Here is a 24,090-nt window from a genome sequence, read left to right as displayed (position 1 = left end):
GGTCTATGAAGAAAAACTATACTTTCTTCGCCCGCGGAGTGGTTATCATGATAGCGATGCTGCTGCTCAGCCTACCAATTTGGGCCCAAAGTTCTGTTGTTGATCCGAGCTTTCCTCCTGTCCAAGCTACCGGTATGCAGAGCGGTAGTGTAGTGCCTGCTACCATCAGCGATATAGTGCGCCAGGCAGATGGGAAATATATTATTGTTGGCGATTTTACGGCAATTAACGGGGTGCCAGCTTCCAGAATAGCCCGCTTGGAACTCAACGGGACAGTGGATCTGGCTTTCACGGCAGCGTGTGCTGCCGATGGCGCGGTCCGCTCCCTGGTTCTGCTCCCTGACGGACGCATATTGGTTGGTGGACGCTTCACTACCCTGGCCGGAAGTACGCACGTATACATAGGCCGCTTGCTACCTTCAGGGGCAATAGATCCAACCTTCGCTCCTTATTCATCAATCAGCACTACTAATTCGGGTGTGCACAAGATAGTGCTGCAGCCCAACGGCCAGGTACTGGTCTGTGGCTCGTTTAATATGCGGGGTGCCAGTTTCAGTACTCAGTACATTGTTCGGTTAAATGGCAGCGACGGCCAATACGATTCAAGTTTCCAGTTCACTCTTCCAACGCCTGATACATTTCCTCACACAATCTTGCTACAGCCCGATGGGAATGTGCTGGTAGGAGCAGATGGACCATCTTACCGTCGCGCCTATATGCTTATGCGGTTGCAGTCCAACGGTGCGGCAGATGCAAATTTCTCTCCTCTGGAAAGTACCTTCACCTCCGAGCTGAATGCTGTAGCACTGGATGCAGTTGGCAGAATCTACGCGGGCGGCTCGTTCCAAAACGGCCCTGGCAATAGTTTTTTACGCCGGTACCTGCCAAACGGCACAGTCGATGGTTCTTTCGCTTATCCACGTACCTTCTCTTCATTACCGTTCTTAAGGCCAGTAAAGAGTTTGGCTGTGCAGCCTAACGGGCGTGTGCTAGTCGCACAATCTGCGGCGGAACGTGTGCAACCCAACGGCAGCTTCGATACAGGTTTTACAGCTGGTATCGGGGGCAATATCCGGCGTTTCCTAGTTCAGCCCGATGGCGCCATCATGATAGCGGGCGTAGGCTTGACTGGGGCCGGACCAGCCAGCGGTATTGGTTTGGTGCGGGTGCTTGATGCCAACGTGTTAACAGTAAAACCATCGTTATCCGATGCCCGCACTACAGCTTGGCCAGTGCCAGCCCATGAAACGCTTAACTTACATCTAGATGCGGAAAGCCGTCCGCATCGCGTACAATTGCTCGATGCCTTAGGCCGGCCGGTGCTCACTCTAGACCAGCCCACAGCCACGCTTACGTTGCCGGTAGCAGGTTTGGCCGCTGGTACCTATCATGTGCAGGTCGAGTATGCCAAAGCAAACCGGGTGACACGGCGGGTAGTGCTGTACTAACTCGTGAAAACTTAATGGAAAGGGCCAGCCGTTATACAACGGCTGGCCCTTTTCGCATTAGCCAAGAAAACTTACCGGGGAATTGCGGTGTACACCTGCTCGCCGGCAATCCAGGTTTGCTGCACTTTGGCGCCGCGCAGCTTTTCTTTGGGGGCTTGCAGCAAGTCAGTGTCCAGCACCACGAAGTCGGCGGCCATGCCGGGGTGGATGCTGCCTTTCTGCTTTTCTTCGAAGGCGGCGTGGGCGGCCCAAGTGGTCATGCCACGCAGGGCATCGGGGCGGCTGAGGGCGTTTTCCATCTGGAATCCTTTGGCCGGGTAGTTTTTGGCATCTTGCCGGGCCACGGCGCTGTGGAATCCGAAAAGCGGGTTTATGTCTTCCACCGGAAAGTCGGAGCCGAGGGCTACCTGGCCGTACTGCTGGCGCAGGTCGTTGAAGGCGTAAGCCGTTTTCAGGCGCTCGGTGCCGAGCCGCTCACCAGCCCAGTACATATCGGAAGTGGCGTGGGTGGGCTGCACCGACGGCACAATGCTGAACTGCCCGAACTTGGCCACGTCGGCGCGGCTTACCACCTGCGCGTGCTCGATGCGCCAGCGCCGGTCGTTTTTGCCTTTCAGAACCTCGCCGTAAATGTCGAGCAGCAGGCGGTTGCTGGAGTCGCCGATGGCGTGGGTGTTCATCTGAAACTTGCTGGCGGCCAGCTCTTTCGCCAGGGCCCGGTAATCGGCAATAGAGGAGAGCAGGAAGCCGGTTTCCTTGGGTTTGTCGGTGTAGGGGTGGAGCAGGCAGGCCCCGCGGGAGCCCAGGGCCCCATCGGCATACACCTTGAAGCTGCACACCGTAAGCCGATCCTCGAACACCGGGCCGTTCTTGAAGTAGAACTCTTTGTTGGCCTTGGTGGGGTAGAGCATGGTATAGAGGCGCAGTTTCAGCTTGCCCTGTTGCTGCAAGGCCGCCATCTGGTCGATGTTTGCTTTGTCGAGGCCGGCGTCGGCGAGGCTGGTGAGGCCCACGGCTACGCAGCGCTGCTGGCCTTCCAGCAGCAGGGTAGTGGCTTCGGCGGCCGTCGGCTCCGGAATTTTCCCCGATACTAGGCCCACCGCATTATCCACCAGCAGGCCCGTCAGGCGGCCAGCGGCATCCTTGGTGATGGTGCCGCCGCTAATGGGCGTTTGGGTGGTAATGCCGGCCATGTCCAAAGCCTTCTGGTTGACGAGGGCCGCGTGCCCATCCACCCGCACGATGAACACGGGCGTGTTCGGAAACAGTGCGTCCAGTGAGTCTTTGGTGGGAAACTGCTTGCCGGGCCAGTCGTTCTGGTCCCAGCCGCGGCCCGTCAGCCAGGTGGCTTGCGGGTATTGCCGGCGTTGCTGCCGGAGCTTCTGCAGCACCTGCGCCCAGGATGTGGTGCCTACCAGATCGGCGTCGCGCAAACCCAGGGCGTAGCGGTAGAAGTGGCAATGGGCATCGTAAAAGCCCGGATAAACAAACTGCCCCCGCGCATCAACCGTCGATTTGGCCGTGTACTTGTCACGGATAGCCTTCTCGTCGCCAACGGCCACAAATTTTCCATCCTTCACGGCAAAGGCTGTAGCCTTGGAAAAAGCGGAATCGACGGTGTAAACAGTAGCATTGTACACCACCAAATCAACAGCCTGATTGGAAGTACTCTGGCAGCTACTAAAAAAGCCCAGCAACGGCAGCAGGGCAAACAAGCGGAAAGATCGAAGCATGCCGCGAAAGTAGTGATTTAGTGAGACGGTGAATTAGTGAAGTGGTGATTTAGTGACTTAGCGAGTTGAACTATAAACTCACTCAGTCACTAAATCACCACTTCGCCTTCTTACTTCTCCACTGAGTCGCGTTGCAGACAGTGGTCGAGCCAGACGCGGGCGGGGGCTTCATCAGTGAACCGCTGAATCAGATAAGGCTGACTTGGCGAAGTGGTAGTGGTTTGAAGCCCACTGTTAGCCAAGGCGCCAGCTAGTTGATGAGGCGCCATAAGCAGCGCTATGTAAGTGGTACGTCCTAAGCGAGGGAGCAAGCGTGGAAAGAATTCTTCCATCATCCAAAACACATCCGATGCATCAACCCCTGCCCGGCGTTGGACATCGAGTAGCCAAAAGCGGCAATTCATTTCAGCAGCAATATCAAGGATGGCGGCGTAACCGCGCTGCAGTTCAAAGGGCATAACGCCTCGCTTCCAATGGCCGTGTAAAAGTTGTTGCTCGGGATAGTAGGCTACGTCAAGGTAAGCAGTAGAGAATGAATCCATAGCGGGTTAGAGCAGCGTGAATAGGAAGATAAAAGCCAGCGGATGCTTACAATAAGTTGAAGCGTATAACAAGAAAAACCCCAGCGGGTTGGAGCCGCTGGGGTTTTTCCTGTAGCGCCGCTATGCAAGCTAAGCGAAAGACACTGGTTTCGCTACTCAAAGCGCATATGCTTTACCGACTCGCCGGAGTTCTTCAGCTCTAACAATGAATCAATTCCGATTTGTAAGTGCGTCGTTACGAAGTCGGCTGTTACTTTTTTGTCGCTCTCCGAGGTTTTCACGCCTTCTGGCGTCATAGGGTTGTCGCTGACGAGAAGTAGCGCGCCGTGGGGAATTTCATTTACGAAACCCACTGTGAAAATGGTCGCTGTTTCCATGTCCACGGCCATGGCCCGAATCTGGCGCAGGTATTCTTTGAAGTTTTCGTCGTGCTCCCACACCCGGCGGTTGGTGGTGTATACGGTGCCGGTCCAGTAGTCTTTCTCGTGCTTCTTGATCATCGACGACACCGCCCGCTGTAAGCGGAAGGAGGGCAGCGCCGGAATTTCGGCGGGCAGATAGTCATCGGAAGTACCCTCGCCCCGGATGGCCGCAATTGGTAAAATCAGGTCGCCGAGTTTGGTTTTACTTTTCAAGCCGCCGCACTTGCCCAGAAACAGCGCAGCTTTCGGCTTCACGGCCGATATAAGGTCCATGACCGTAGCGGCCATGGGAGAACCCATGCCGAAATTGATGATGGTGATGCCCCCGGCCGTAGCCGTTTGCATCGGTTTGTCGAGCCCGTTCACCTCCACGCCGAACTGCTCGGCGAACATGTGCACGTAGTTGATGAAGTTGGTAAGCAAAATATACTGCCCGAACTCCTTGAGCGGAACGCCAGTGTAGCGCGGCAGCCAGTTTTCAACAATGTCAGATTTGGTCTTCATGAATTAAAAAATTGAATTGCTGCACTGTTAGATGGCTGATTGTTCTGGCGGATTATTGAACTGCCAGCCATTTAACAATGCAGCAATTCAGCCATTAAAATAAAAAACCGCCGACCCAGCGAATGGGCGACGGTACGGGGATGAAAAGCGGGAACCAGAGCCCAGGGCCGTACCTTTGGAGGTGATGCAAGAGCTGAACCTGCCGCCTTTCGAATACAAACTTACGCAAAGCGGCGAAACTATATATATCTGGGACGTACTGCGCCGCAAACAGGTGGTGCTAACGCCGGAAGAGTGGGTGCGCCAGCACATAATCCACTACCTGATAAACCACCGTGGTTATCCTCGTGCCCTGCTTAGCGCGGAGCGCGGCCACCGTTACAACCAACGCCAGAAGCGCACCGACCTTTGGGCCCTCGGTCCCAATGGCACACCCTTGCTACTAGTCGAATGTAAGAGACCCACCGTGCCTATTACAGCAGCCGTGGCTCACCAAGCCGCCACCTACAACCAAACCATCGGTGCGCCGTTGCTGCTACTCACCAACGGCCTCCAGCATTTTTGCTGGCGCGTAAACTTCGAGTTGCGCACCAACGAAATACTAACGGAGGTGCCTATGTACGGTGAGGCAGCAAAATAGTGCCTCGTCATTACTGAAAAAACGTTGCTAGTGCTTTTCAGCAAGACAGTAAATAGCCATTAAATAAAATGCCCGCGCAGGCAGTAGAGAAAAACCAGACTCACTGTAAGCCTGAATTATCTGAATGCTAATTTTGCAAGGAGAGCTAGAAAGAGCGCAGTGCAAATTACCAATGCTAATCCTGCTCCCTCCCTCCTGATATACTTCCTGTATTGATTTTTCACATCTAAATATACAAACCACCTCTTAAAAGTTCAAAATATAGATTGTGTTACTCTTTATATAGCGCATTGTCAGCCAAGCCATTCAAATAAAACTGCACACATGCTTTCAACTCGTCGCCGTATTGGCGGAGTTTCTGCGAGTCGGGAGCGAGCAGGGGCGTGGCGGGCAGGGCGTGGTTCTGGTAAGGGTAGAGTCGTACTTGGTTATCAACGGTGAGTTCGGCTACGTAGTCGGAGTGGACTAGAAAGTAGCTGCCGCCACTCAGGAATAAAGCGCGGCCAGTGGTGCCGGCATCGAATACAGAATAGCCGAAGGGGAGCAGCGGCTGATTGGGCGCCAAGCCAAGGTAGTCAAGCACGGAGGCCGGAATGTCGGCTTGTTGGGTGATGCGCTCCATGTTGGCCGCGGGTAGCTTACGACTCGGGTGAAAGAGCAGCAGCGGCGTTTTATAAGAACCCAGAGTGTTTTGGTATTCGGGCTGTAGTGTTTGCGAGGTGTGGTCGGCTAGCACGATGAACAGCGTGTTTTTGTACCAGGGCTGCCGCGCGGCGGCTTTGAAAAACTGCTGTAGCGCGAAATCAGTGTAGCCAATCGAGGCGTGAATAGGTAGCTCACCAGCCGCAAACCTATTTTTATATTGCGCCGGCACCGGAAACGGCTCGTGCGAGGTTAAAGTGAAAACCGTAGAAAAGAACGGTTGTGGCTGCTGACCTAATTGCCGGGCGAAATACTGCAAATACGGCTCGTCGAAGATACCCCAGTGGCCGTCGAAGTCCGGGCTTTTGGTGCTGCCAGGGTACTCGTCGAGGCCGTAGTATTGCTGCATACCCGTAATGCCAGCAAAGGTGTTGAACCCCATGGTGCCATTTTGCGCCCCGTGAAACACCGAGGTGGCGTAGCCGCTCCGACCTAGTAACTCGCCCAGGCCGTGCAGCTCATCAGTCTGAAAATTCGAGGTGATAAACGAATTTTCGGTCAGCGCCGGCAAACCTGCCAGCACGGCTGGCAACGCCTCAATAGAGCGGCGCCCATTCGCGTAGTGCTGCCGGAAAAACAGTCCCTTGGTCGCCAACGAATCGAAAAAAGGTGTGTATCCCTTGCCGCCGTTTTCGATACCGTTGTACTCGGAAGCAAAGCTTTCAATCAAAAGAATCACCACGTTGTCATGCGGAGCGCCGGGGCGCGGGCCAGGGTGGCGGGCAGCCAATGCCGGCCGCAATGCCGCCATCGACGGAAAGTAGCTGCGTCGCTCTGGGGCATCAGCGCGCAGGCTTTTCAGGAAAGTGAACGTGCTGTTCAGTGCCACGTGGCCCAGGATGGGAGGCGTCTGCATGAAGGCGTGGCCCGTCCGCAACGGCTTGAGTTGCACGCCCCCCCGAATGCCGAGTACCGCTAGCCCTGCTATTACCAAAACTTCCAATACCGTCCGCAGCACTGGCCGGCGCCGCGTGCCACTTTGGTAATAGGCGGCATCAGCCGCCGTAGGCATGGGATAGAAGTACCACACCAACCCGAAAAGCATCCCGAACGGAATCAGCAGAAACCAGTAATGCCCGACCAACTGGCTTGCCTGCCGCTGGATATCGTCGGTGATGGTGAACAGCTCGTTGCTAGTGCGCCGACCAATGAACTTGAAGTACTGCGTGTCAATCAGGTTCAGCGCAATGCCGCAGGCATTGAAAGTGAGGTAGACCCCTCGCACAAACCCCTGCCACCGGAAGCTAAAAGCTGGCACCAGGGAAAGCAGCAGAAACGGCAGATTGAGCAGCAGCAGCGCCGAGATGTCGTACCGGAAGCCGTGCCAGAACGCCAGCAGTACCTGCCCGGTTGTGGCTTCTTTGAATACCGCATAGTTGGCCAAGTAGAAGCCTAGCCGCAGCAGCACATACACGCCCATCAGCAGCAGCAACCGGCGCAGCAGCAGACGCAGAAGTGGTGAAATCATGAGTGGTAAGGGAAATCTTTACTCGGCCGTGAGCTGTACCGTTTGGCCGTCGGGCAGGTCCTTGATTTTGTGGTAGAAGTCGGCCAGCCACGCCAGCCGATCCGCAATGCCTACGGCTTCCAGTGTGGGAGGCTTACCACTGTTGATGGCTATGCAGAAAGGAGGAAAAACCTTCAGTAACTGGCCCGGTTGGAGCACGCCGCCCTGTAACTGAAAGCCGCGCAAAGGCTCCATGCCCAACGCATCGACCGGATATTTTTCCACCCCAAACAAGAAGTGCTTGAAGTCCACCTCCAAGTCGGCCAGTTCGCCGGTTTCGGTATCGAGCAGTAATACGGCGTCGCCGCGCAGCAAAAATTGATTGCCGACGCAATCTTGCCCAAACGGAATATCAGCTTCCAGTACGTCTTCGTAGGTGCGCCAGAAGGCAGCAGGACCTTGCCAGGCAGCGCCGAGCGAATGCCACGTGGGCTCTGCTACGCAACCGCGCAAATGCAGTCCACCGAAGTACGCCACCGCGCCGTTTTGTTCGCGCAGGAACGCCTGTAGATAAACTGGCAGGCGCGCAAACGTTGCAAGATCAGTTAGTTCGCCGCCGGTATAAAGGGTGCCTTTCATAGAATGTAGCGCGAAGCTCCAGCTTCGCGCATCGTTGAACGTCGGCGCGTAAGCCGTTTCAACAGGATTCATGCGACGATGCGCGAAGCTGGAGCTTCGCGCTACAGAAAAAGCCTTTCTGGCCGCTTGGTCAGAAAGGCTTTAACAATCAGCAATTAAGCAATCAACAATTAAACAGCTGCTTCTTCTAGCACGTTATGCACGTCAACTAAAGGCAGGTTCCAGGCTTCGGCTACGCCTTTGTATACCACTTCGCCGTGTACCACGTTCAGGCCGAGGCGCAGGGCCTCGTCGCGGCGGCAAGCTTCCTGCCAGCCGAGGTTGGCCAGCTTCACCGCATACGGCAGGGTGGCATTGGTGAGAGCAAGCGTAGACGTGTACGGTACCGCACCCGGCATGTTGGCCACGCAGTAATGCACGATGTCGTCGATGATGAAGGTAGGGTCTTCGTGCGTGGTGGGGCGGCAGGTTTCGATGCAGCCACCCTGGTCCACTGCCACGTCAACCAGCACCGTGCCGGGCTTCATGGTCTTCAGCATGTCGCGGGTGATGAGGTGCGGGGCTTTAGCACCCGGAATCAGCACGGCACCAATGATGAGGTCGGCGGTTTTGATGGCCGCCCGGATATTGTATTCGTTGGAATACTGCGTCACCACGTTTTTGGGCATGAAGTCGTCGAGCTCGCGCAGGCGGTTCAGGCTGATGTCCATGATGGTCACTTGCGCGCCCAAGCCGGCGGCAATTTTGGCAGACTGCGTGCCCACAATGCCGGCACCCAACACCAGTACTTCGGCTGGCTTTACGCCGGGCACGCCCCCGAGCAGAATGCCCCGGCCTTTCAGCGGCTTCTCCAGGTACTTAGCACCTTCCTGCGGAGCCATACGGCCGGCTACTTCGCTCATCGGAATCAGCAGGGGCAGGGCGCGGTTGGAAAGCTCCACGGTTTCATAAGCCAAGCAAACGGCCTTCCGCTCGATCATGGCGTGGGTCAACTCCTCGCCCGAAGCAAAGTGGAAATAGGTGAACAGCAGTTGGTTTTCTTTGATCAGCGGATACTCCTGCGCAATCGGCTCCTTCACCTTCACAATCATTTCGGCCTTGGCATACACCTCGTCGATGGTCGGCAGAATGGTGGCGCCGGCTTCTTCGTACTCAGGGTCCAGAAAGCCGCTGCCCAAGCCAGCCGTGCTTTGCACATACAACTCGTGGCCGTGCTTGCGGAGTTCAGCTACGCCAGCAGGCGTCAAGCCTACGCGGTTCTCGTTGTTCTTGATTTCTTTCGGTACGCCGATGATCATGGCAGAGCGGGAAGGAGAAGTAAAGGGGATAATAAAATTGGAGGGCACAAAGATAGGTGAACCTACCGTCATTGCGAGAAACCACAACAACGCAATGCTGGCGCAAGTGCCACGTGCACACAATTACGTACATTAAAAAAGCCCCTGACGCCTGTGTGGTCGTCAAGGGCTTTTCGCTAATCAGATTTCACGGCCAACACCCAACCACCCTTACTACTTGGGCATCAGGTGCAGGAAATCTACTTAAATGGTATTACGGCGTTGGTTTCCTTTACCATGCTGCTGCTGTTCAAGTCGCGCACAATGTTGGCTTTCAGGGTAATCTTCACGTCGCCATTCAGGTCGTTGGAGCTCAGTGTCGCTACATCCGACATTTGGCCGGTCTGGCGCTGCGCGTACAGCAGTTCAATCACCGCACTCTGGCCCGGCTTCACCACCGGCGGCACCGACTTATAGCCCACGCAGTTGCAGGCCGACGTTATCATGCCGAGTTCCAGCGGCTGCTTGCCCGTGTTTTTCACTGTGAACTTAGCCGCCGGCTGCTGCCCCGACTCGATCTTGCCGAAGTCGTGGGTGGTACGGTCCAGGGTCAGGCGCGGCGACTGCGCCAGCTGCGCCGGGGTCATGGTGGCTTTGGCTTGCTCCTTGTTCACCACATCACCTTTGATGGTGAGCACCGTGCTCGGCACACTGGCATTGCTGGTTACCGTCACGGTTTTGTTGAACACGCCCGGACGGCCCGCGCTGCTGTACATGGCCTTCACAATGCCCGATTTGCCGGGGAGTACGGGCGTCTTGGTCCAGTCGGGGGTGGTGCAGCCGCACGAGGCTTGCACGTTGGCAATAACTACGGGCTGATTTCCGGTGTTCTTGAACTTGAACTCGTGGGTAGCCATGGTACCTTCGGGCACACTGCCGAAATCGTGCAAATCTTTTTCGAAGGTGATAACGCCTTGGGCGCGGGCACTTACGGCCAGCAGCACGGCGAAGAAGAGGGAGGCAAAGTGTTTCATAGGAGTATTCAGTTGTCGGTTGTGAGTTGCCAGTTGCCAGATATGGGTTGCTGAAGCCTGTATTTGTTTCCAAAGGAAAACTGGCAACCGGCAACTTATAACTGGCAACTGATATTCCAAAGATAAACAAAAACGTCCCTCGTTGCGTGTCAATGAAAGCTGCCGGCCAAATCCGTACTTTTGCGCGTCTGTTCCCACCGAGCGGGCCTTCCTGCCTTTCCTGGCATCAACTCCATCCGTTTTATGCCCACAACCGAATCTGCCGACCTGCTGGCTCCCGTAGCCACTCTCAGTAAAGACGAACTCCTGCGCGACTATCGCCTCGGGTGGGAAAGTCGGTACGCCTCGTTGGCGGGCCGCAAGGAGGTATTCATGGGCAAAGCTAAGTTTGGCATCTTTGGCGACGGCAAAGAGCTGCCCCAACTAGCTATGGCCCGCGCCTTCCGCGCCGGCGACTGGCGCGCCGGCTACTACCGCGACCAGACCTTTATGCTGGCCATCGGCGAACTGACGTTGCAACAGTACTTCGCCCAGCTCTACGCCCACACCGACGTGGAAGCCGAACCCGCCACGGCCGGCCGCGCCATGAACGGCCACTTCGCCACCCGTATCCTCGACGAAGACGGCAACTTCAAAAACTTGGCAACCAGCAAAAACTCCTCGGCCGACATTTCGCCCACTGCCGGCCAGATGCCCCGCCTGGTGGGCTTGGCCTACGCTTCTAAGCTGTACCGCCAAAACCCCGAGCTGCAGCAGTTCGAACAGTTTTCGGTGAATGGCAACGAGGTGGCTTTTGGCACGATTGGCAACGCCAGCACTTCCGAAGGCATGTTTTTCGAGGCGCTCAACGCCGCCGGAGTCCTCCAGATTCCGATGTTGATGAGCGTTTGGGACGACCACTACGGCATATCGGTGCCCGCCGAGTACCAGACCACCAAGCAAAGTATATCGGCCATTCTGATGGGCTTGCAGCGCGAAAGCGAAGGCGAGCAAGGCTTCGAGATTTTCGTGGTGAGAGGATGGGATTACCCGGCCTTGTTTGACACCTATCAGCGCGCCGCCGAGCTCTGCCGCACGCAACACGTGCCCGTGCTTATCCACGTAACCGAAGTCACGCAGCCACAGGGCCACAGCACCAGCGGCTCGCACGAACGCTACAAGCCCAAAGACCGCCTGGTGTGGGAGCAGGAGCACGATTGCCTCCTGAAAATGAAGTTGTGGCTCATGGCGGAAGGTCATGCCACCGAAGACGAGCTGCAACAGATTGAAAGCGAATCCCGGGAAGTGGTAAAAGCGGCCCGCACTGCCGCTTGGGCCGCTTTCTTCGACCCCATCAGGCAGGAGCGCGACGACCTGCTGACCCTACTTACTCAGTTGGCCACGGAAGCCGGTCCCGAAAGTGGGGTGCAGCAGCAGCTGGATTCTCTCAAGCAAAATCCAACCCCCATCCGGGCCGACCTCATGCGCACCGCGCGCCGGGCCTTGCGCCAGGTGCGCGGCCAGCGCCGGGCCGCCCGCCGCAACCTGCTAAACTGGCTCGACCAAGCGCAGGCCGAAAACGCTGACCGCTATAATTCTTACCTCTTCAGCCAAAGCGAAGAAGCCATTGGCAACATCGAAGTAGTGCCCGTTCAATTTGCCCCCGATGCTGCCCAAGTAGACGGCCGCGAAGTGCTGCAAGCTTGCTTCGACGCCAATTTTCAACGCGACCCGCGCATTTTTGCCATTGGGGAAGACGTGGGCCGTATCGGCGATGTTAACCAGGCTTTTGCCGGCTTACAAGAAAAGTTCGGTGAACTGCGCATAACCGATACTGGTATCCGGGAGTGCACCATCGTCGGGCAGGGGATAGGGGCGGCGCTACGCGGTCTGCGCCCCATCAGCGAGATTCAGTACCTGGATTATCTGCTCTACGCCATCCAGATTTTAAGTGACGATCTGGCCAATCTGCAATACCGCACCAAGGGCGGCCAGAAAGCGCCGCTCATTGTGCGTACCCGCGGCCACCGCCTCGAAGGCATCTGGCATTCCGGCTCCCCGATCCAAATGATCCTCGGTGCCATTCGGGGCATTCACCTCTGCGTGCCCCGCGACATGACGCAGGCCGCCGGGTTCTACAACACGCTCCTGCGCTCCGATGAGCCGGCCATTGTAATTGAACCCCTGAACGGGTACCGCCTCAAAGAGCGAATCCCGAGCAACGTTGGCGAGTTTACGTTGCCCCTAGGTGTGCCCGAGGTGTTGCGCGAAGGCTCCGACGTGACGGTAGTAACCTACGGCTCGATGTGCCGCATCGTGCTGGATGCCGCCAAGCAGCTGGCCGAAGTAGGTATTTCGATAGAAGTGCTGGACGTACAAACCCTGCTGCCCTTCGACCTAGAGCACGTCATCACCGACAGCATTCAGAAAACCAGCCGCGTCCTCTTCACCGACGAAGACGTGCCCGGCGGCGCCACTGCCTACATGATGCAGCAGGTGCTCGACGACCAGGACGCCTACCGCCACCTCGACTCCGCCCCGCGCTGCCTGGCTGCTCAAGCCCACCGTCCCCCCTACGGTTCCGACGGCGACTACTTCTCGAAGCCCAATGCGGAAGAGGTATTCGACACCGTGTACGAAATGATGCGCGAAGCTGAACCCAAGCGTTTTCCGGCTATTTATTAGGCTGTTTCTGAAAACGCTAGCTCGTCATGCAGAGGTGCAGCCGAAGCATCTCGCTAGTATGGTAAGCTCATTTAGTGCTACAACGTCAGCATGCGAGATGCTTCGGCTGCGCCTCTGCATGACGGGCTTTCAAGGAAAACAACCTCACTAAGGATTCCTCAGACATAGCCTAGCACCAATTGGGAAGGCACAGCTGTTAAGGGAATGGGTAATCCGAAAATTAATCTGTTTACATCTTCATGAAAAAAGGCGAGCAACGCAACTAAAAATCGCATTGCTCGCCTTGTATTTTTTCCTTAACAATTACCGCTCGATAACGTGACTGGAAGTAAATATCTCGTTGCTCCGGTTTAAAGCGCGGTCTTTGATGCTAACCCTGTAACGAATCTCAGAACCAGGGGGAAATACCGGGCCGACAGTTACGCTTGTGTTGAACTTTAGTGTTCCTTTAAGCGGAGCTTCTTTGTCAGATTCGGGTGCAAGACGAGGATAGCGACTGTTATACACACCTGCTGGTAAACCTGTAGCAACATAGTCTTCCCAATCACCAGTGCTTGGATTCTTTATTTGCGTTTGAACGAAGTAGTTGTAATAATTCTCATTCACCTCCTTTGTCACTGGATCTACTGTTCTGTCATAAGGAGGCATAGTATCAGTAGTAGAGAGACCCAAATCACCATTGCCATCCTCGAAATAAATCCGGATAGTATCCGAGTATTCAGTCTGGAAGCCAGGTGGGTTGGGCAAACGCACTATATCCAGGTTTTCAAACTTGATGCGTGGCGTATCCGAAAAATCAGGAGGGCTGATACAGGAGGTGGCGGCCGCGCAGAGCAGCGCGAAAAGTAAGCCTAAGGAAAGCGTACGAGACATGGCCATAGTAAGAAGAAAGACAAATAAAATATCGCCGCGGCGACGGGTAAAAGGTACAGCTTCTCAACGAAGACTTACTGCTTTTGTTATGTGTTTTCCTAACTCCATAACCCTGCAATGAGTTTCCGCGAAGAGCACTTGCGTCAGCTGCCGCACCTAACTACTTCCAACGTTTCGGAAGTGGCTTTGCGTATGTTTCGCTACCAGGCGAAGCACTGCCCACCCTATAGAGCATATTTAGAGGCATTAGGTTGCAATCCGGCCACTGTAGAGCGGCTAACGGATATTCCTTTCCTGCCCATCGAGTTTTTCAAGACGCACGACGTACGTACCGACCCCCAGGATTGGGAGCCGCGGGAGCTGTTCTTAAGCAGTGGCACCACGATGCAGCAGCGGAGCCAGCACCACGTCCGCGACCCGCAGCTCTACCGCCACAATGCGGCCAGAATTTTCGAGCAATACTATGGCCCGCTGACTAACTGGACGTTTCTGGCGTTGCTGCCCTCTTATCTGGAGCAAGGAAACTCCTCCCTAGTGGCCATGGTCGACTACTTCGCCAAGGAATCAGGCCAGACGCAACCCGCCTTCTTTTTGCACGACCACGCGGCTTTGCTGCAAGCGTTGCGCGAAGCGAAGCAAGACACCAGCCGCCGCGTCATGCTCTTCGGCGTGAGCTACGCTCTGCTGGACCTAGCTGCTGAAGTTGGCCCGGCGCCGGAACTACAAGACCTAACGGTGTTGGAAACCGGGGGCATGAAGGGCCGCCGCCGAGAAATGATCCGGGAAGAGCTGCACCAGGAGCTACAACAAGTTTTCGGCCCCGATGGCATCCACTCCGAATACGGTATGACCGAACTGCTAAGTCAAGCCTACAGCCTCGGCGACGGCCGTTTCCACGCGCCCCCGCAGTTGCGCATCCTGCTCCGCGACCCCGCCGACCCGTTCTCTGTTTCGGAAACCCGCCCCGATGGTGCCATCAACCTCATCGACCTGGCCAACGTGGATAGCTGCGCCTTCATCGAAACCAAAGACCTGGCCCGCCTGCACCCCGACGGCTCGTTCGAAGTGCTAGGCCGGCTTGACAACTCGGACGTGCGCGGCTGCAACCAGATGGCGTAGTGAGTTGCCAGTTGCCAGTTGATAGAACAGACTGGCAACCGGCAACTCACAACTGATAACTCATTTCCCCGCAAATGCTCTGGCATCGGCTTCTGAAATGGTGTCGTCGCTCATGATAACGAGGCGCTCTACCACATTGCGTAGCTCGCGGATGTTGCCACGCCAGTCGAGGCCTTGCAGGTATTTGAGGGCGGCGGCGTCTACCTTCTTGGGCTTGTTGCCGTAGTCGTTGGCAATGTCTTGCAGGAACTTTTGGATCAGGTCGGGGATGTCCTCGCGCCGGTCGTTGAGGGAAGGCACCTGGATGAGGATGACCGAGAGGCGGTGGTACAGGTCTTCGCGGAAGTTGCGGTCGGCTATTTCCTGCAGCAGGTTCTTGTTGGTGGCGGCCAGCACGCGCACATTCACTGAAATTTCCTTTTCGCCGCCCACGCGCGTGATTTTGTTTTCCTGCAAGGCCCGCAGCACTTTGGCCTGCGCCGAAAGGCTCATGTCGCCGATTTCGTCCAGAAAGAGCGTGCCGCCATCGGCCTGCTCGAACTTGCCGATGCGCTGCTTTACCGCCGACGTGAACGAGCCTTTTTCATGGCCAAATAGCTCGCTCTCAATCAACTCCGACGGAATGGCGGCGCAGTTTACCTCAATAAGCGGGCCGCTGGAACGGTTGCTTTGCTCGTGCAGCTGGCGCGCTACCATTTCCTTGCCGGCTCCGTTAGGACCCGTAATGAGCACGCGGGCATCGGTTGGTGCTACTTTCTCGATGGCCTTGCGCACGGCACCAAGCGCCCCCGACGAACCCACCATTTCCGAGCTTTTGGCAACCTTCTTCTTGAGCGTCTTGGTTTCGGCTACCAGCTTGGTGCGGTCCAGGGCGTTGCGGACGGTTACGAGCAAGCGGTTGAGGTCTGGTGGCTTTTGCAGGAAATCGTAAGCGCCTTTTTTGGTGGCATCTACGGCCATTTCCACGTTGCCATGGGCCGACACCATGATAAAAGCCGAATCGGGCGCCACAATGCGGGCCCGCTCCAGCACCTCAATGCCGTCCATCTTGGGCATCTTGATGTCGCAGAGCACTACGTCGTACTTGTCGCGAATCAGCATGTCGAGGCCCGTGGGGCCGTCTTCGGCTTGGTCTACCTGGTAGCTTTCATACTCCAAAATCTCCTTCAGCGTATTGCGAATGGCTTTTTCGTCGTCGATAATGAGAATGCGGGGCATAGAACGGGTTCAGCAAAAAGGGGAAAGCGAAAGGAACGAAGGTAACGAAAAGCCATACTTGGTTGGTGTGCGCGAACAAAATACAGCGCCCCGACGACCCGGCTGCAACTCCTGCTTAAAACCTGCCGACTTTGCTTTTCGCACCAGCATAACTAGTTTGCCGTGCCGCACCAGCAACAGAAGTAACCTCTGCTGTAGGAATGTAGTAAGCAAGCAAGCTAAGCCGGTGGCTTATCGATCTGATTTTCAGCGTTACACCCTTTGATTGACGGAACCCTCCTCCTATGAAACACCTCTTGACCCGCTACTTGTTGCTGCCCTCGGCTTTGGTTGGCAGTTTGGCACTCTACGCCTTAACCAGCAAAGTAGGGCCCCCGGTACCCGACGCCGACAATGCCGGCCTGAAACTACCAGCCGGTTTTGGAGCCTTGAAAGTGGTGGAAACCGGTGCCCGTACCCGCCACCTGACCATCACGCCCCAGGGCACGATCTACGTGAAGCTGGCCCGGCCCGACAAGAGCGGCAAAACCATCCTGATGCTCCGCGAAAACAGCGGCGGCAAGGCCACCGTGGCCAATAGCTTCGGTAGCTACGGCGGCACGGGTATCTGCATCAAAAACGGCTACTTGTACGCGTCGTCCGAGGAAGAAGTGTTTCGCTACAAGCTCAACGAGAAAAATGAAGTGCTGAACCCCGACAAGCCCGAAAAGATAATTACGGGCCTCATCAACCGGGGCCAGCACGAAACCAAGTCAGTGGCGCTCGATAACGAGGGCAACATCTACGTCAACATCGGGGCTTTTTCCAATTCCTGCCAGGTGAAAGACCGGCAGAAAGGCTCGCTTGGGCAACCCAATTGCCCGGTGCTGGATTCGGCCGGGGGCATCTGGCAGTTTCGCGCCGACAAGCTCAACCAGACCTACGGCGACGGTACGCGCTACGCCACCGGCCTGCGCAACGTGGTGGGCCTCGACTGGAATCAGCAAGCCAACCAGCTCTTCGTGATGCAGCACGGCCGCGACCAGCTTCACGACATTTTTCCGGACATGTACGACGTTAAGCAGTCGTCGCTGCTCCCCGCCGAATGCATGTACGCCCTCAAAAAAGGGGATAACGCCGGCTGGCCCTACATGTACTACGATGGGCTACAGCGCAAGAAGATGATGGCCCCTGAGTACGGCGGCGACGGCAAGAAGGAAGCAACCGGCAACTTTATTGACCCGGTAGCGGCATTTCCGGCCCATATGGCTCCCAACGCGCTGCTGTTCTACACGGGCACTATGTTTCCCGAGAAGTACCGCAACGGCGCGTTCATTGCGTTTCATGGGTCATGGAACCGGGCTCCGGAGCCGCAGGCGGGCTACTACGTAGTTTTCCAGCCCTTCAAAAATGGCAAGCCGTTTGGCGAATCGGAGGTATTTGCCGATAATTTTGCCGGCTCGCCCGAGAAAGTAGCTTCCGGCCGCGCTGACCACAAGCCCTGCGGCTTGGCCCAGGGCCCCGATGGTTCGCTCTACGTCTCCGACGATAAGATGGGCACGATTTACCGCATTGTATACGCCAAGAAATAAGTGCTTCAATGAAGAAGTTAATTGTTGCTCTTGCCGGACTGGCCTTATGTAGCTTGTCGGCAGCGGCCCAAAAAAAACCTGCTCCTAAAGCTAAAACAACTACGCCAGTAGTTTCGGCGGCTGCCCTTGCCCAGGGAAAAACGGTGTACACCCAAAACTGCCTGAGTTGCCACCAAGCCGATGGACTAGGCGTAGACGGCATGAACCCGCCACTCAGCAAAACCAGCTACGTGTTGGGCGACAAAACCCGCATCGTAAAAGTGGTGCTCAACGGCTTGCAAGGCGTAGACATTGATGGAGAGTCCTATAATGGCGCCATGCCGTCATACGATTTCCTCACCGACCAGCAGATAGCGGACGTGCTGACGTACGTGCGTAACAGCTTCGGCAACAAAGCGGTAGCTGTCGGCGTAGCGGAAGTGAAAGCCGTAAGGGCGGCTAATAAGAAGTAGGGTGTTAAGGAACGTCATGCGGAGGCGGAGCTGGCGCATCTCGCGTGCCGACTCAAGATTGCCATTATACTGTCGGCACACGAGATACTTCGGCTCTGCCTCTGCATGACGGGCTAGAATCCTGTCGTTCAGTGAAAAAGGCCGCCGCAACACAAGTTGCGGCGGCCTTTTTGTTGTGGGTGACAAGTCTATAAGCCGGGTTTTGTACGTGGCCCCGAAAGGCCGCGTCTCCACCATTTATCTAGGCCAGTCCTCGCGGAAAGGCTCCATCAACCTACCCGCTGGCTCCGGACGAGCCGCCCGGTACGTCCTCGCAGGGCGCGCGCCAGCTTATTTGGTCTTTCAACCCCTGAGGTTTACCCAGCCGGGACAGTCGCCTGCCCGCTGGTGCGCTCTTACCGCACCTTTTCACCCTTACCAGTGGCGAATGAGTGGCTGAGTGAATGAGTGAAGTAGCCTCTGGCGCTGTAGTCAGCTTGCGTAGGCTACTTCACTCAATTACTCTCATTCACCGCTTCGGCGGTTATTTTCTGTGGCACTGGCTGTCCTGGTTCGCATTATACTTGCCAGTCCTTCCCGTTAGGAAGCAGGGTGCTCTACGTTGCCCGGACTTTCCTCGTCGCCCCGGAAGGCGCCGCGGTGGAGCGACTTGTCACGCAGGCAAAGGTAGGAAATGGTTTCGTACTGAAACTATCAAGGAAGACGGACAAGACGGCCCCGCTCAAATACAAAACGATACGTGCCTTGTGAGCCTTCTTCGTCCAGAATGCCACGGAGCACTATCAGCTTACTAGTTAAGCGAAAATCAATAGGACTAAACTCGTCAGGCACATTGCCGCTCCAACAGCATACTGTTGCGTCCTCGAAGTATACAGTGCCCGTCTGCGCGTCGATGATGGCGTAGCTAAGGCATTCTGCGCCACAACCCCAAGCGGCTAGTATATAATGCCCGGCGAAGTTAGGCCGGAGCTTGGCTGCCTCCCGGATACGGGTTCTAAACATCCAAGCTGCCGTATGGCGGGTGATTTTGGGCACCGCAGATGAGCCTTTATATAATTCAGATGCTGGAAAATTTTGAAAGGAGGATTGTTGGCCGAAGGCAACTGTCGCATTAATCCAAAACCCCAATTCAAACAAGAGCCAAAATAGGAGGCTACCGCATAGAGGAAAATAACTGGGATTTATGCCCGTCTAGCTTCAATCAACTCGTAACCTTCATCTACCAGCAGCTTGCCCTGAGTGGCGCTCCGCACGGCGAGCTGGTCGCAACGTTCGTTTTCGGGGTGGCCGTTGTGGCCGCGTACCCACTTGAACGACACCTTGCGCTGGGCATACACCTTCAGGAAACGGCGCCACAAGTCCTCGTTGGCTTTCTTGCCGAAGTCAGCCTTTTTCTCCCACCCAAACACCCATTTCTTGTCCACCGCATCCACTACGTACTTCGAGTCGGTCACGACGGTGATGGGCAACTCGGGGCGGGTTATGGCTTCGAGGCCCTTGATGACGGCCAGCAGCTCCATGCGGTTGTTGGTGGTGAGGCGGAAGCCTTCGGTCAGCTCCTTCTCGTGCTGGCCGAAGCGCAGAATGGCGCCGTAGCCGCCCGGGCCCGGGTTGCCGCGGGAAGAGCCATCGGTGAAGAGGTAAATCATTTTGAATGACTAGGTGGCTGAATGGTTAAATGGTTGATTGTTTAGGTGTCGTGTAAGTATGACAAGCCATTTAACCATTCAACCATTTAGCCATTCAGCTAAAAATTACTTTTAAACAGTTTGATGGCAATGGCCAGCAGAATCACGCCGAATACGCGGCGCAAGATGTCTTCGCCGGCTTTGCCCAGTTTACGCTCGATCCAGGCGCTGCTTTTAAGCACGAGGTACACAAACACCAGATTCAGGGCAATGCCAACCAGCACGTTGGGCAGCGAATATGCGGCGCGCAAGGAGAGCAGCGTCGTCATGGTGCCAGCTCCTACAATGATGGGAAAAGCCAGGGGCACAATCGAGCCCGTGGAGGTCAGCGGGTTATGGCGGAACAGCTCAACACCTAGTATCATTTCCATGCCAATGAGGAAGATGATAATGGCGCCAGCCAGCGCGAACGATTGATAATCAACCCCAAAAAGCGATAAGATGCTCTGGCCCAAAAACAGGAACACCACCATCAGCACGCCCGCTACCAGCGTAGCTTTTTCGGAGTGAATCTTACCCTCGCGCTGCCTGATTTGAATGATGATAGGAATAGAACCCAGCACATCAATCACGGCAAACAGCGTGAGCGTGACAGAGAAGATTTCCTTGAGGCTAAACATGGGGAAAGGGGAAATCATGAAAGGTGAGGTTGTGAATTGCGCCTTAGGTACAATTCACGGAGTTGAACGCCAATTCACAAACTCACAACTTCACTATTTCACCGCTAGGCAAACTCTTTGGCGAAGAACTGTACTAACTGCTCGAAGGCTTGATCTGGGATGGCGGGGAAATTGGCGATACGGAAGCTGCCGGCTTTCCAGCTGCCGTAGCCGTTGCCGAGCTGCAAGCCTTGCGTGAGAGCCCGACGCTTCACCTCGTCGATGAGGGGAGGAGGGCCTTGCAGACCAATGACGGTGGTGGAGCGGGTTTCGGGGTTGTTGATGAGAGGCTTGAACGGGGTAGCTTGCTCGAAGTAGTCGTAGAGCTTGGTGGCGCGCTCCAGCAGGTGCTGATGCACCATCTTGATGGGCTCCCGGTCTTGCATAACCCGGCTCAGTAGGTAGATACCGAGCACGTTGGGCGTGTGAGTGGTCTGGAAGTTGAGCATCTTCTCGTACTGCGCCGTGAGCGAGTTGTAGTGGCTGCGCTCATTGATTTGCCGAAACCGGTCAACGGCCCGCGGCGACAAAATCATCAGCGACAAGCCCGCGGGCAAGCCAAAGCACTTTTGCACCGAGCCGTACCAAACATCGGCCTTGATGTACTTCATTTGAATACCGCCCAGCGAGGAAGTGGCGTCTACGGCCAGCAGCGAGTTGCCGAGGCGGTTGTAGAGGTTCAGGATAAAGCCGTCGCGCAGTTGGGTGGCGTTGCTGGTTTCGTTTTGGGTGATGCACACCAAGTCGATTTCCTGATCGGGGAGGGGCAGGGCGGCTACATCGGGTATCTCGTCGGGGCCGAAGGGGAAGGCCATGGTATCGGGCCGTAGGGCTTTGGCATACTCGTACCACTTCTCGCCGAAGGCGCCGCTGTAGAGGTGGAAACTCTTGCGGGGCGTTAGACTCTGGGTGAGAACTTCCCAGCACTCGGTGGCCGAGTTCATAAAGAACACCGTGTAGTCCTGGGGCACGTTGAGCTTGTTTTTCAGCTCGGCTACGGTTTGGCGCATCAGGCTCGTAAACCGCTCGCCCCGGTGCGGAGCCGACAGCCAGCCTTCATCGAAAGCATCCTGAAGATACTGGCGCACCTGCGGGTACACCTGCGACGGGCCGGGATTGAATGTATACATAGGTAGTGAAGGGCTTGGGAAATGGAGGTGCAAAGGTAGGAACGACAAAGTGGGGATTTGGCGACTTCGTGATTTAGTGAGTTTGCCGTTCAAACTGCGCACACGGCTCTTATAAAACAGTAAACTCGCCGAATCGCTCTATCACCATTTCACCACGGCTACACTTTGAACCCTAGACGTTTGGGGCGGAGGCTGTCGAAGTACTGCACAGCTAGGCGGTAGCTTTCCAGCTTGAAGCCGCTGATGCTGCCCACACAGTGTTTACCGAGCAAACTTTTCTGGCGAAACTCTTCGCGGGCGTGCAGGTTGCTGAGGTGCACTTCTACTACTGGGGCGTTGATGGCGGCAATGGCATCGGCCAGCGCTACGCTGGTATGGGTGTAGCCACCCGCATTGAGCACGATACCGTGGTAGGTGTAGCCTACTTCGTGCAGCTTGTCCAGCAGCTCGCCTTCATGGTTGCTTTGGAAGTACTCGATGGTAAGGTCGGGGAAGGCATTGCGCAATTCGGGCAGATAGTCGTCGAATGAGCGGGTGCCATAGATGCCTGGTTCGCGCCGGCCTAGCAGGTTCAGGTTGGGGCCGTTGAGGATAAGAAGGTGCATTTAGTACTTGTTGATTGCTGAATTGTTGACTGCTGGCTTGTGCCCGGCAAAACCTGTTCTTAAGGCAAGTCTAGCTAAACTTGCATGAATATCCGGGCAACCTTCCAACAACGAGCACCCAACAAGCAACAATTCAACAATCAGCTTATGTCGACTTGGGCGATTACGCTACGGCAGTTTGAAGGCTACCTACAATTGGAAAAGTCACTTTCTGCCAACTCGGTTGAGGCGTATGTGCGCGACGTAGGCAAACTGCGTTATTTTCTGGAAATCCGCCACTTGCCCAACAACCCCAAGGAAGTGACAACTGCGCTGTTGCGGGAGTTTTTGGATTGGCTCGGCGAGCTAGGTATGAGTGCTACCTCGCAGGCCCGCACCTTGTCGGGCGTTAAGGCGTTTTTCAGCTTCATGATTATGGAGGATCTGCTGCTAATTGACCCCACCGACACGCTGGAAGCTCCCAAAACCGGCCGCAAGCTCCCCGACACGCTCAGCTACGAAGACATCCTGAAACTGCTAGAAGCCGTGGATTTAAGTACTCCCGAAGGCACCCGCAATCGGGCCATTCTGGAAGTGCTCTACAGCTCGGGGCTGCGCGTGAGCGAGCTAACCGAATTGCGCCTCTCGAATTTATATGTCGACCAAGGCTTCGTGCGCGTCACGGGCAAAGGCAATAAGGAACGCCTGGTACCCATCGGCCGCGACGCGCTGAAACACGTGGGACTTTATCTGCAAGGCATCCGCTGCCACCTCGATATCAAGCCTGGCAACGAGGATTTCGTATTCCTGAACCGACGAGGCGCCAAACTTTCTCGGATCATGATTTTCAACATCATCAAGGAAGCCGCTGATAAAGCCGGAGTCCGCAAGAGCATTAGCCCCCACACGTTCCGCCACTCTTTCGCCACCCACCTCATCGAAGGCGGAGCCGACCTACGCGCCGTCCAGGAGATGCTCGGCCACGAAAGCATCACCACCACCGAAATCTACACCCACCTAGACCGGGACTACCTACGGCAGGTTATTACGGCCTTTCACCCCCGAAGCTGATTAACATTTAACAATTACATTTAACAGCAGCCGTGCATTCGGCCTCATTGTCTGCCGAGGGAGTAGCTTCGGCGCTACTATCGAGAGATCCTAGTGCAAGCGCCGGCAGATACCGCACTGTTAAATGATAAATGTTAATTGTTAGCTGTTCCCTTGCATTCGCGCAGCCAGTCTTCGGCATCATTCACAGACTCGAAGAGCTGCAATTCGGTGCCCGTGCTGCGGGTCCAGCTGGTATCTAAGTCACTAACATTGGCGTCGCCACCGGGCTGCATTACGTGAGCCACGCACGCAGGCGGAGGAGTCTGGGTACTATCCCAGGCATAACGTAGCCACGTCAAGGAGTCAAACCAAGGGTTGAGCACCTGGCTGTTATCGTTGAGAAAAAGCGTAACCACCGGATTACTCAGCACGCCCAAAGACGAGACAATACTTTGCAAAGCGTGCTGCGGATTGATAAAGCCATGCCAGGTGGCACGTAACCATTTATTGTTAGCATCATATTCAACTCGGCAAAATGGTTGCTCGGCTGAAAGAGTAGAAAGTTGTGGCATGGAACAATGCGAAGACAAAGAAAAACCTTAATCGGGCATTGCAATAGGTAGTAGGGAGTAGCAGGGCAGTGGTAATTTCGCAGTAAATCTAATCATTGTGCCATCATCTAGGATATATA

At 55.7% G+C, this 24,090-nt stretch carries 22 protein-coding genes, 1 other RNA gene and 1 pseudogene; 8 read left to right on the top strand and 16 right to left on the bottom strand.

Annotation, left to right across the window (positions count from 1 at the left end):
* Positions 1-5: 5 nt before the first annotated feature.
* Positions 6-902, top strand: a pseudogene (locus VF639_RS25440) (hypothetical protein); the annotation flags it as partial.
* A gap of 84 nt (positions 903-986) precedes the next feature.
* Positions 987-1,448: a T9SS type A sorting domain-containing protein gene (locus tag VF639_RS21460; RefSeq protein ID WP_331147997.1), complete on the top strand. Its 462-nt coding sequence runs from the start codon at positions 987-989 to the stop codon at positions 1,446-1,448.
* Between the two features lie 71 nt (positions 1,449-1,519).
* Here the strand turns inward: VF639_RS21460 and VF639_RS21455 are convergent, their stop codons facing one another.
* The 3 genes from VF639_RS21455 to VF639_RS21445 form a co-directional block, all read right to left on the bottom strand.
* Positions 1,520-3,181, bottom strand: a complete 1,662-nt coding sequence (locus VF639_RS21455) for an amidohydrolase (protein WP_331147996.1) — start codon at positions 3,179-3,181, stop codon at positions 1,520-1,522.
* Between the two features lie 110 nt (positions 3,182-3,291).
* On the bottom strand, positions 3,292-3,723 hold the full coding sequence (locus tag VF639_RS21450; RefSeq protein ID WP_331147995.1) for a hypothetical protein: 432 nt from the start codon (positions 3,721-3,723) through the stop codon (positions 3,292-3,294).
* A 152-nt stretch (positions 3,724-3,875) separates the two neighbouring features.
* Positions 3,876-4,649: an AMP nucleosidase gene (locus tag VF639_RS21445; protein WP_331147994.1), complete on the bottom strand. Its 774-nt coding sequence runs from the start codon at positions 4,647-4,649 to the stop codon at positions 3,876-3,878.
* A 184-nt stretch (positions 4,650-4,833) separates the two neighbouring features.
* On the opposite strand from VF639_RS21445, the gene VF639_RS21440 reads away from it, so the two are divergent.
* On the top strand, positions 4,834-5,289 hold the full coding sequence (locus VF639_RS21440) for a type I restriction enzyme HsdR N-terminal domain-containing protein (RefSeq protein ID WP_331147993.1): 456 nt from the start codon (positions 4,834-4,836) through the stop codon (positions 5,287-5,289).
* A gap of 271 nt (positions 5,290-5,560) precedes the next feature.
* Here the strand turns inward: VF639_RS21440 and VF639_RS21435 are convergent, their stop codons facing one another.
* From VF639_RS21435 to VF639_RS21420, 4 genes are all read right to left on the bottom strand, one after another.
* On the bottom strand, positions 5,561-7,459 hold the full coding sequence (locus VF639_RS21435; RefSeq protein WP_331147992.1) for an LTA synthase family protein: 1,899 nt from the start codon (positions 7,457-7,459) through the stop codon (positions 5,561-5,563).
* 18 nt (positions 7,460-7,477) lie between these two features.
* Complete coding sequence (locus VF639_RS21430; RefSeq protein WP_331147991.1) at positions 7,478-8,149, bottom strand: SMI1/KNR4 family protein; 672 nt, start codon at positions 8,147-8,149, stop codon at positions 7,478-7,480.
* A gap of 98 nt (positions 8,150-8,247) precedes the next feature.
* Positions 8,248-9,375, bottom strand: a complete 1,128-nt coding sequence (ald, locus tag VF639_RS21425) for an alanine dehydrogenase (RefSeq protein ID WP_331147990.1) — start codon at positions 9,373-9,375, stop codon at positions 8,248-8,250.
* Positions 9,376-9,614: 239 nt separating this feature from the next.
* A complete protein-coding gene (locus VF639_RS21420; protein ID WP_331147989.1) occupies positions 9,615-10,388 on the bottom strand; it encodes a DUF1573 domain-containing protein in 774 nt (257 codons plus the stop codon).
* 243 nt (positions 10,389-10,631) lie between these two features.
* On the opposite strand from VF639_RS21420, the gene VF639_RS21415 reads away from it, so the two are divergent.
* Positions 10,632-13,052, top strand: a complete 2,421-nt coding sequence (locus VF639_RS21415) for an alpha-ketoacid dehydrogenase subunit alpha/beta (protein WP_331147988.1) — start codon at positions 10,632-10,634, stop codon at positions 13,050-13,052.
* A 303-nt stretch (positions 13,053-13,355) separates the two neighbouring features.
* Here the strand turns inward: VF639_RS21415 and VF639_RS21410 are convergent, their stop codons facing one another.
* Positions 13,356-13,931 (bottom strand): hypothetical protein, encoded by a 576-nt coding sequence (locus VF639_RS21410; RefSeq protein ID WP_331147987.1) that lies wholly within the window; start codon positions 13,929-13,931, stop codon positions 13,356-13,358.
* Positions 13,932-14,042: 111 nt separating this feature from the next.
* Between VF639_RS21410 and VF639_RS21405 the strand changes: the two genes are divergently transcribed.
* Positions 14,043-15,044 (top strand): long-chain-fatty-acid--protein ligase, encoded by a 1,002-nt coding sequence (locus VF639_RS21405; RefSeq protein WP_331147986.1) that lies wholly within the window; start codon positions 14,043-14,045, stop codon positions 15,042-15,044.
* A gap of 60 nt (positions 15,045-15,104) precedes the next feature.
* Here the strand turns inward: VF639_RS21405 and VF639_RS21400 are convergent, their stop codons facing one another.
* Positions 15,105-16,262 carry a sigma-54-dependent transcriptional regulator gene (locus VF639_RS21400; protein ID WP_331147985.1) on the bottom strand — a complete coding sequence of 386 codons (1,158 nt, stop codon included), beginning with the start codon at positions 16,260-16,262 and terminating at the stop codon, positions 15,105-15,107.
* A gap of 284 nt (positions 16,263-16,546) precedes the next feature.
* Here VF639_RS21400 and VF639_RS21395 point away from each other — a divergent pair, with 284 nt between their 5' ends.
* Positions 16,547-17,833: a PQQ-dependent sugar dehydrogenase gene (locus VF639_RS21395; protein WP_331147984.1), complete on the top strand. Its 1,287-nt coding sequence runs from the start codon at positions 16,547-16,549 to the stop codon at positions 17,831-17,833.
* Positions 17,834-17,841: 8 nt separating this feature from the next.
* On the top strand, positions 17,842-18,285 hold the full coding sequence (locus VF639_RS21390) for a c-type cytochrome (protein WP_331147983.1): 444 nt from the start codon (positions 17,842-17,844) through the stop codon (positions 18,283-18,285).
* 175 nt (positions 18,286-18,460) lie between these two features.
* On the opposite strand, the gene rnpB is transcribed toward VF639_RS21390, so the two are convergent.
* From rnpB to aroQ, 6 genes are all read right to left on the bottom strand, one after another.
* Positions 18,461-18,941, bottom strand: an RNA gene (rnpB, locus tag VF639_RS21385) — RNase P RNA component class A.
* A 37-nt stretch (positions 18,942-18,978) separates the two neighbouring features.
* The gene (locus VF639_RS21380; protein WP_331147982.1) at positions 18,979-19,287 is read right to left on the bottom strand and encodes a hypothetical protein; all 309 of its coding nucleotides are present in this window, start codon (positions 19,285-19,287) and stop codon (positions 18,979-18,981) included.
* A 179-nt stretch (positions 19,288-19,466) separates the two neighbouring features.
* Positions 19,467-19,934, bottom strand: coding sequence for a ribonuclease HI (gene rnhA, locus VF639_RS21375; protein ID WP_331147981.1), 468 nt, complete (start codon positions 19,932-19,934; stop codon positions 19,467-19,469).
* A 98-nt stretch (positions 19,935-20,032) separates the two neighbouring features.
* Positions 20,033-20,593 (bottom strand): MarC family protein, encoded by a 561-nt coding sequence (locus VF639_RS21370; RefSeq protein ID WP_331148005.1) that lies wholly within the window; start codon positions 20,591-20,593, stop codon positions 20,033-20,035.
* A 104-nt stretch (positions 20,594-20,697) separates the two neighbouring features.
* On the bottom strand, positions 20,698-21,762 hold the full coding sequence (locus VF639_RS21365) for an aminotransferase class V-fold PLP-dependent enzyme (protein WP_331147980.1): 1,065 nt from the start codon (positions 21,760-21,762) through the stop codon (positions 20,698-20,700).
* Positions 21,763-21,920: 158 nt separating this feature from the next.
* Positions 21,921-22,367, bottom strand: a complete 447-nt coding sequence (gene aroQ / locus VF639_RS21360; protein ID WP_331147979.1) for a type II 3-dehydroquinate dehydratase — start codon at positions 22,365-22,367, stop codon at positions 21,921-21,923.
* 147 nt (positions 22,368-22,514) lie between these two features.
* Between aroQ and xerD the strand changes: the two genes are divergently transcribed.
* Positions 22,515-23,417 carry a site-specific tyrosine recombinase XerD gene (gene xerD, locus VF639_RS21355; protein WP_331147978.1) on the top strand — a complete coding sequence of 301 codons (903 nt, stop codon included), beginning with the start codon at positions 22,515-22,517 and terminating at the stop codon, positions 23,415-23,417.
* A gap of 134 nt (positions 23,418-23,551) precedes the next feature.
* Here xerD and VF639_RS21350 read toward each other — a convergent pair whose 3' ends face one another.
* Positions 23,552-23,971: a hypothetical protein gene (locus tag VF639_RS21350; RefSeq protein WP_331147977.1), complete on the bottom strand. Its 420-nt coding sequence runs from the start codon at positions 23,969-23,971 to the stop codon at positions 23,552-23,554.
* Between the last annotated feature and the right edge of the window lie 119 nt (positions 23,972-24,090).

The organism is Hymenobacter sp., assembly GCF_036387835.1.
Classification (GTDB): Bacteria; Bacteroidota; Bacteroidia; order Cytophagales; family Hymenobacteraceae; genus Hymenobacter.
Note: the sequence above shows the minus strand (reverse complement) of the source record. Positions and strands in the feature narration are given on the sequence as shown.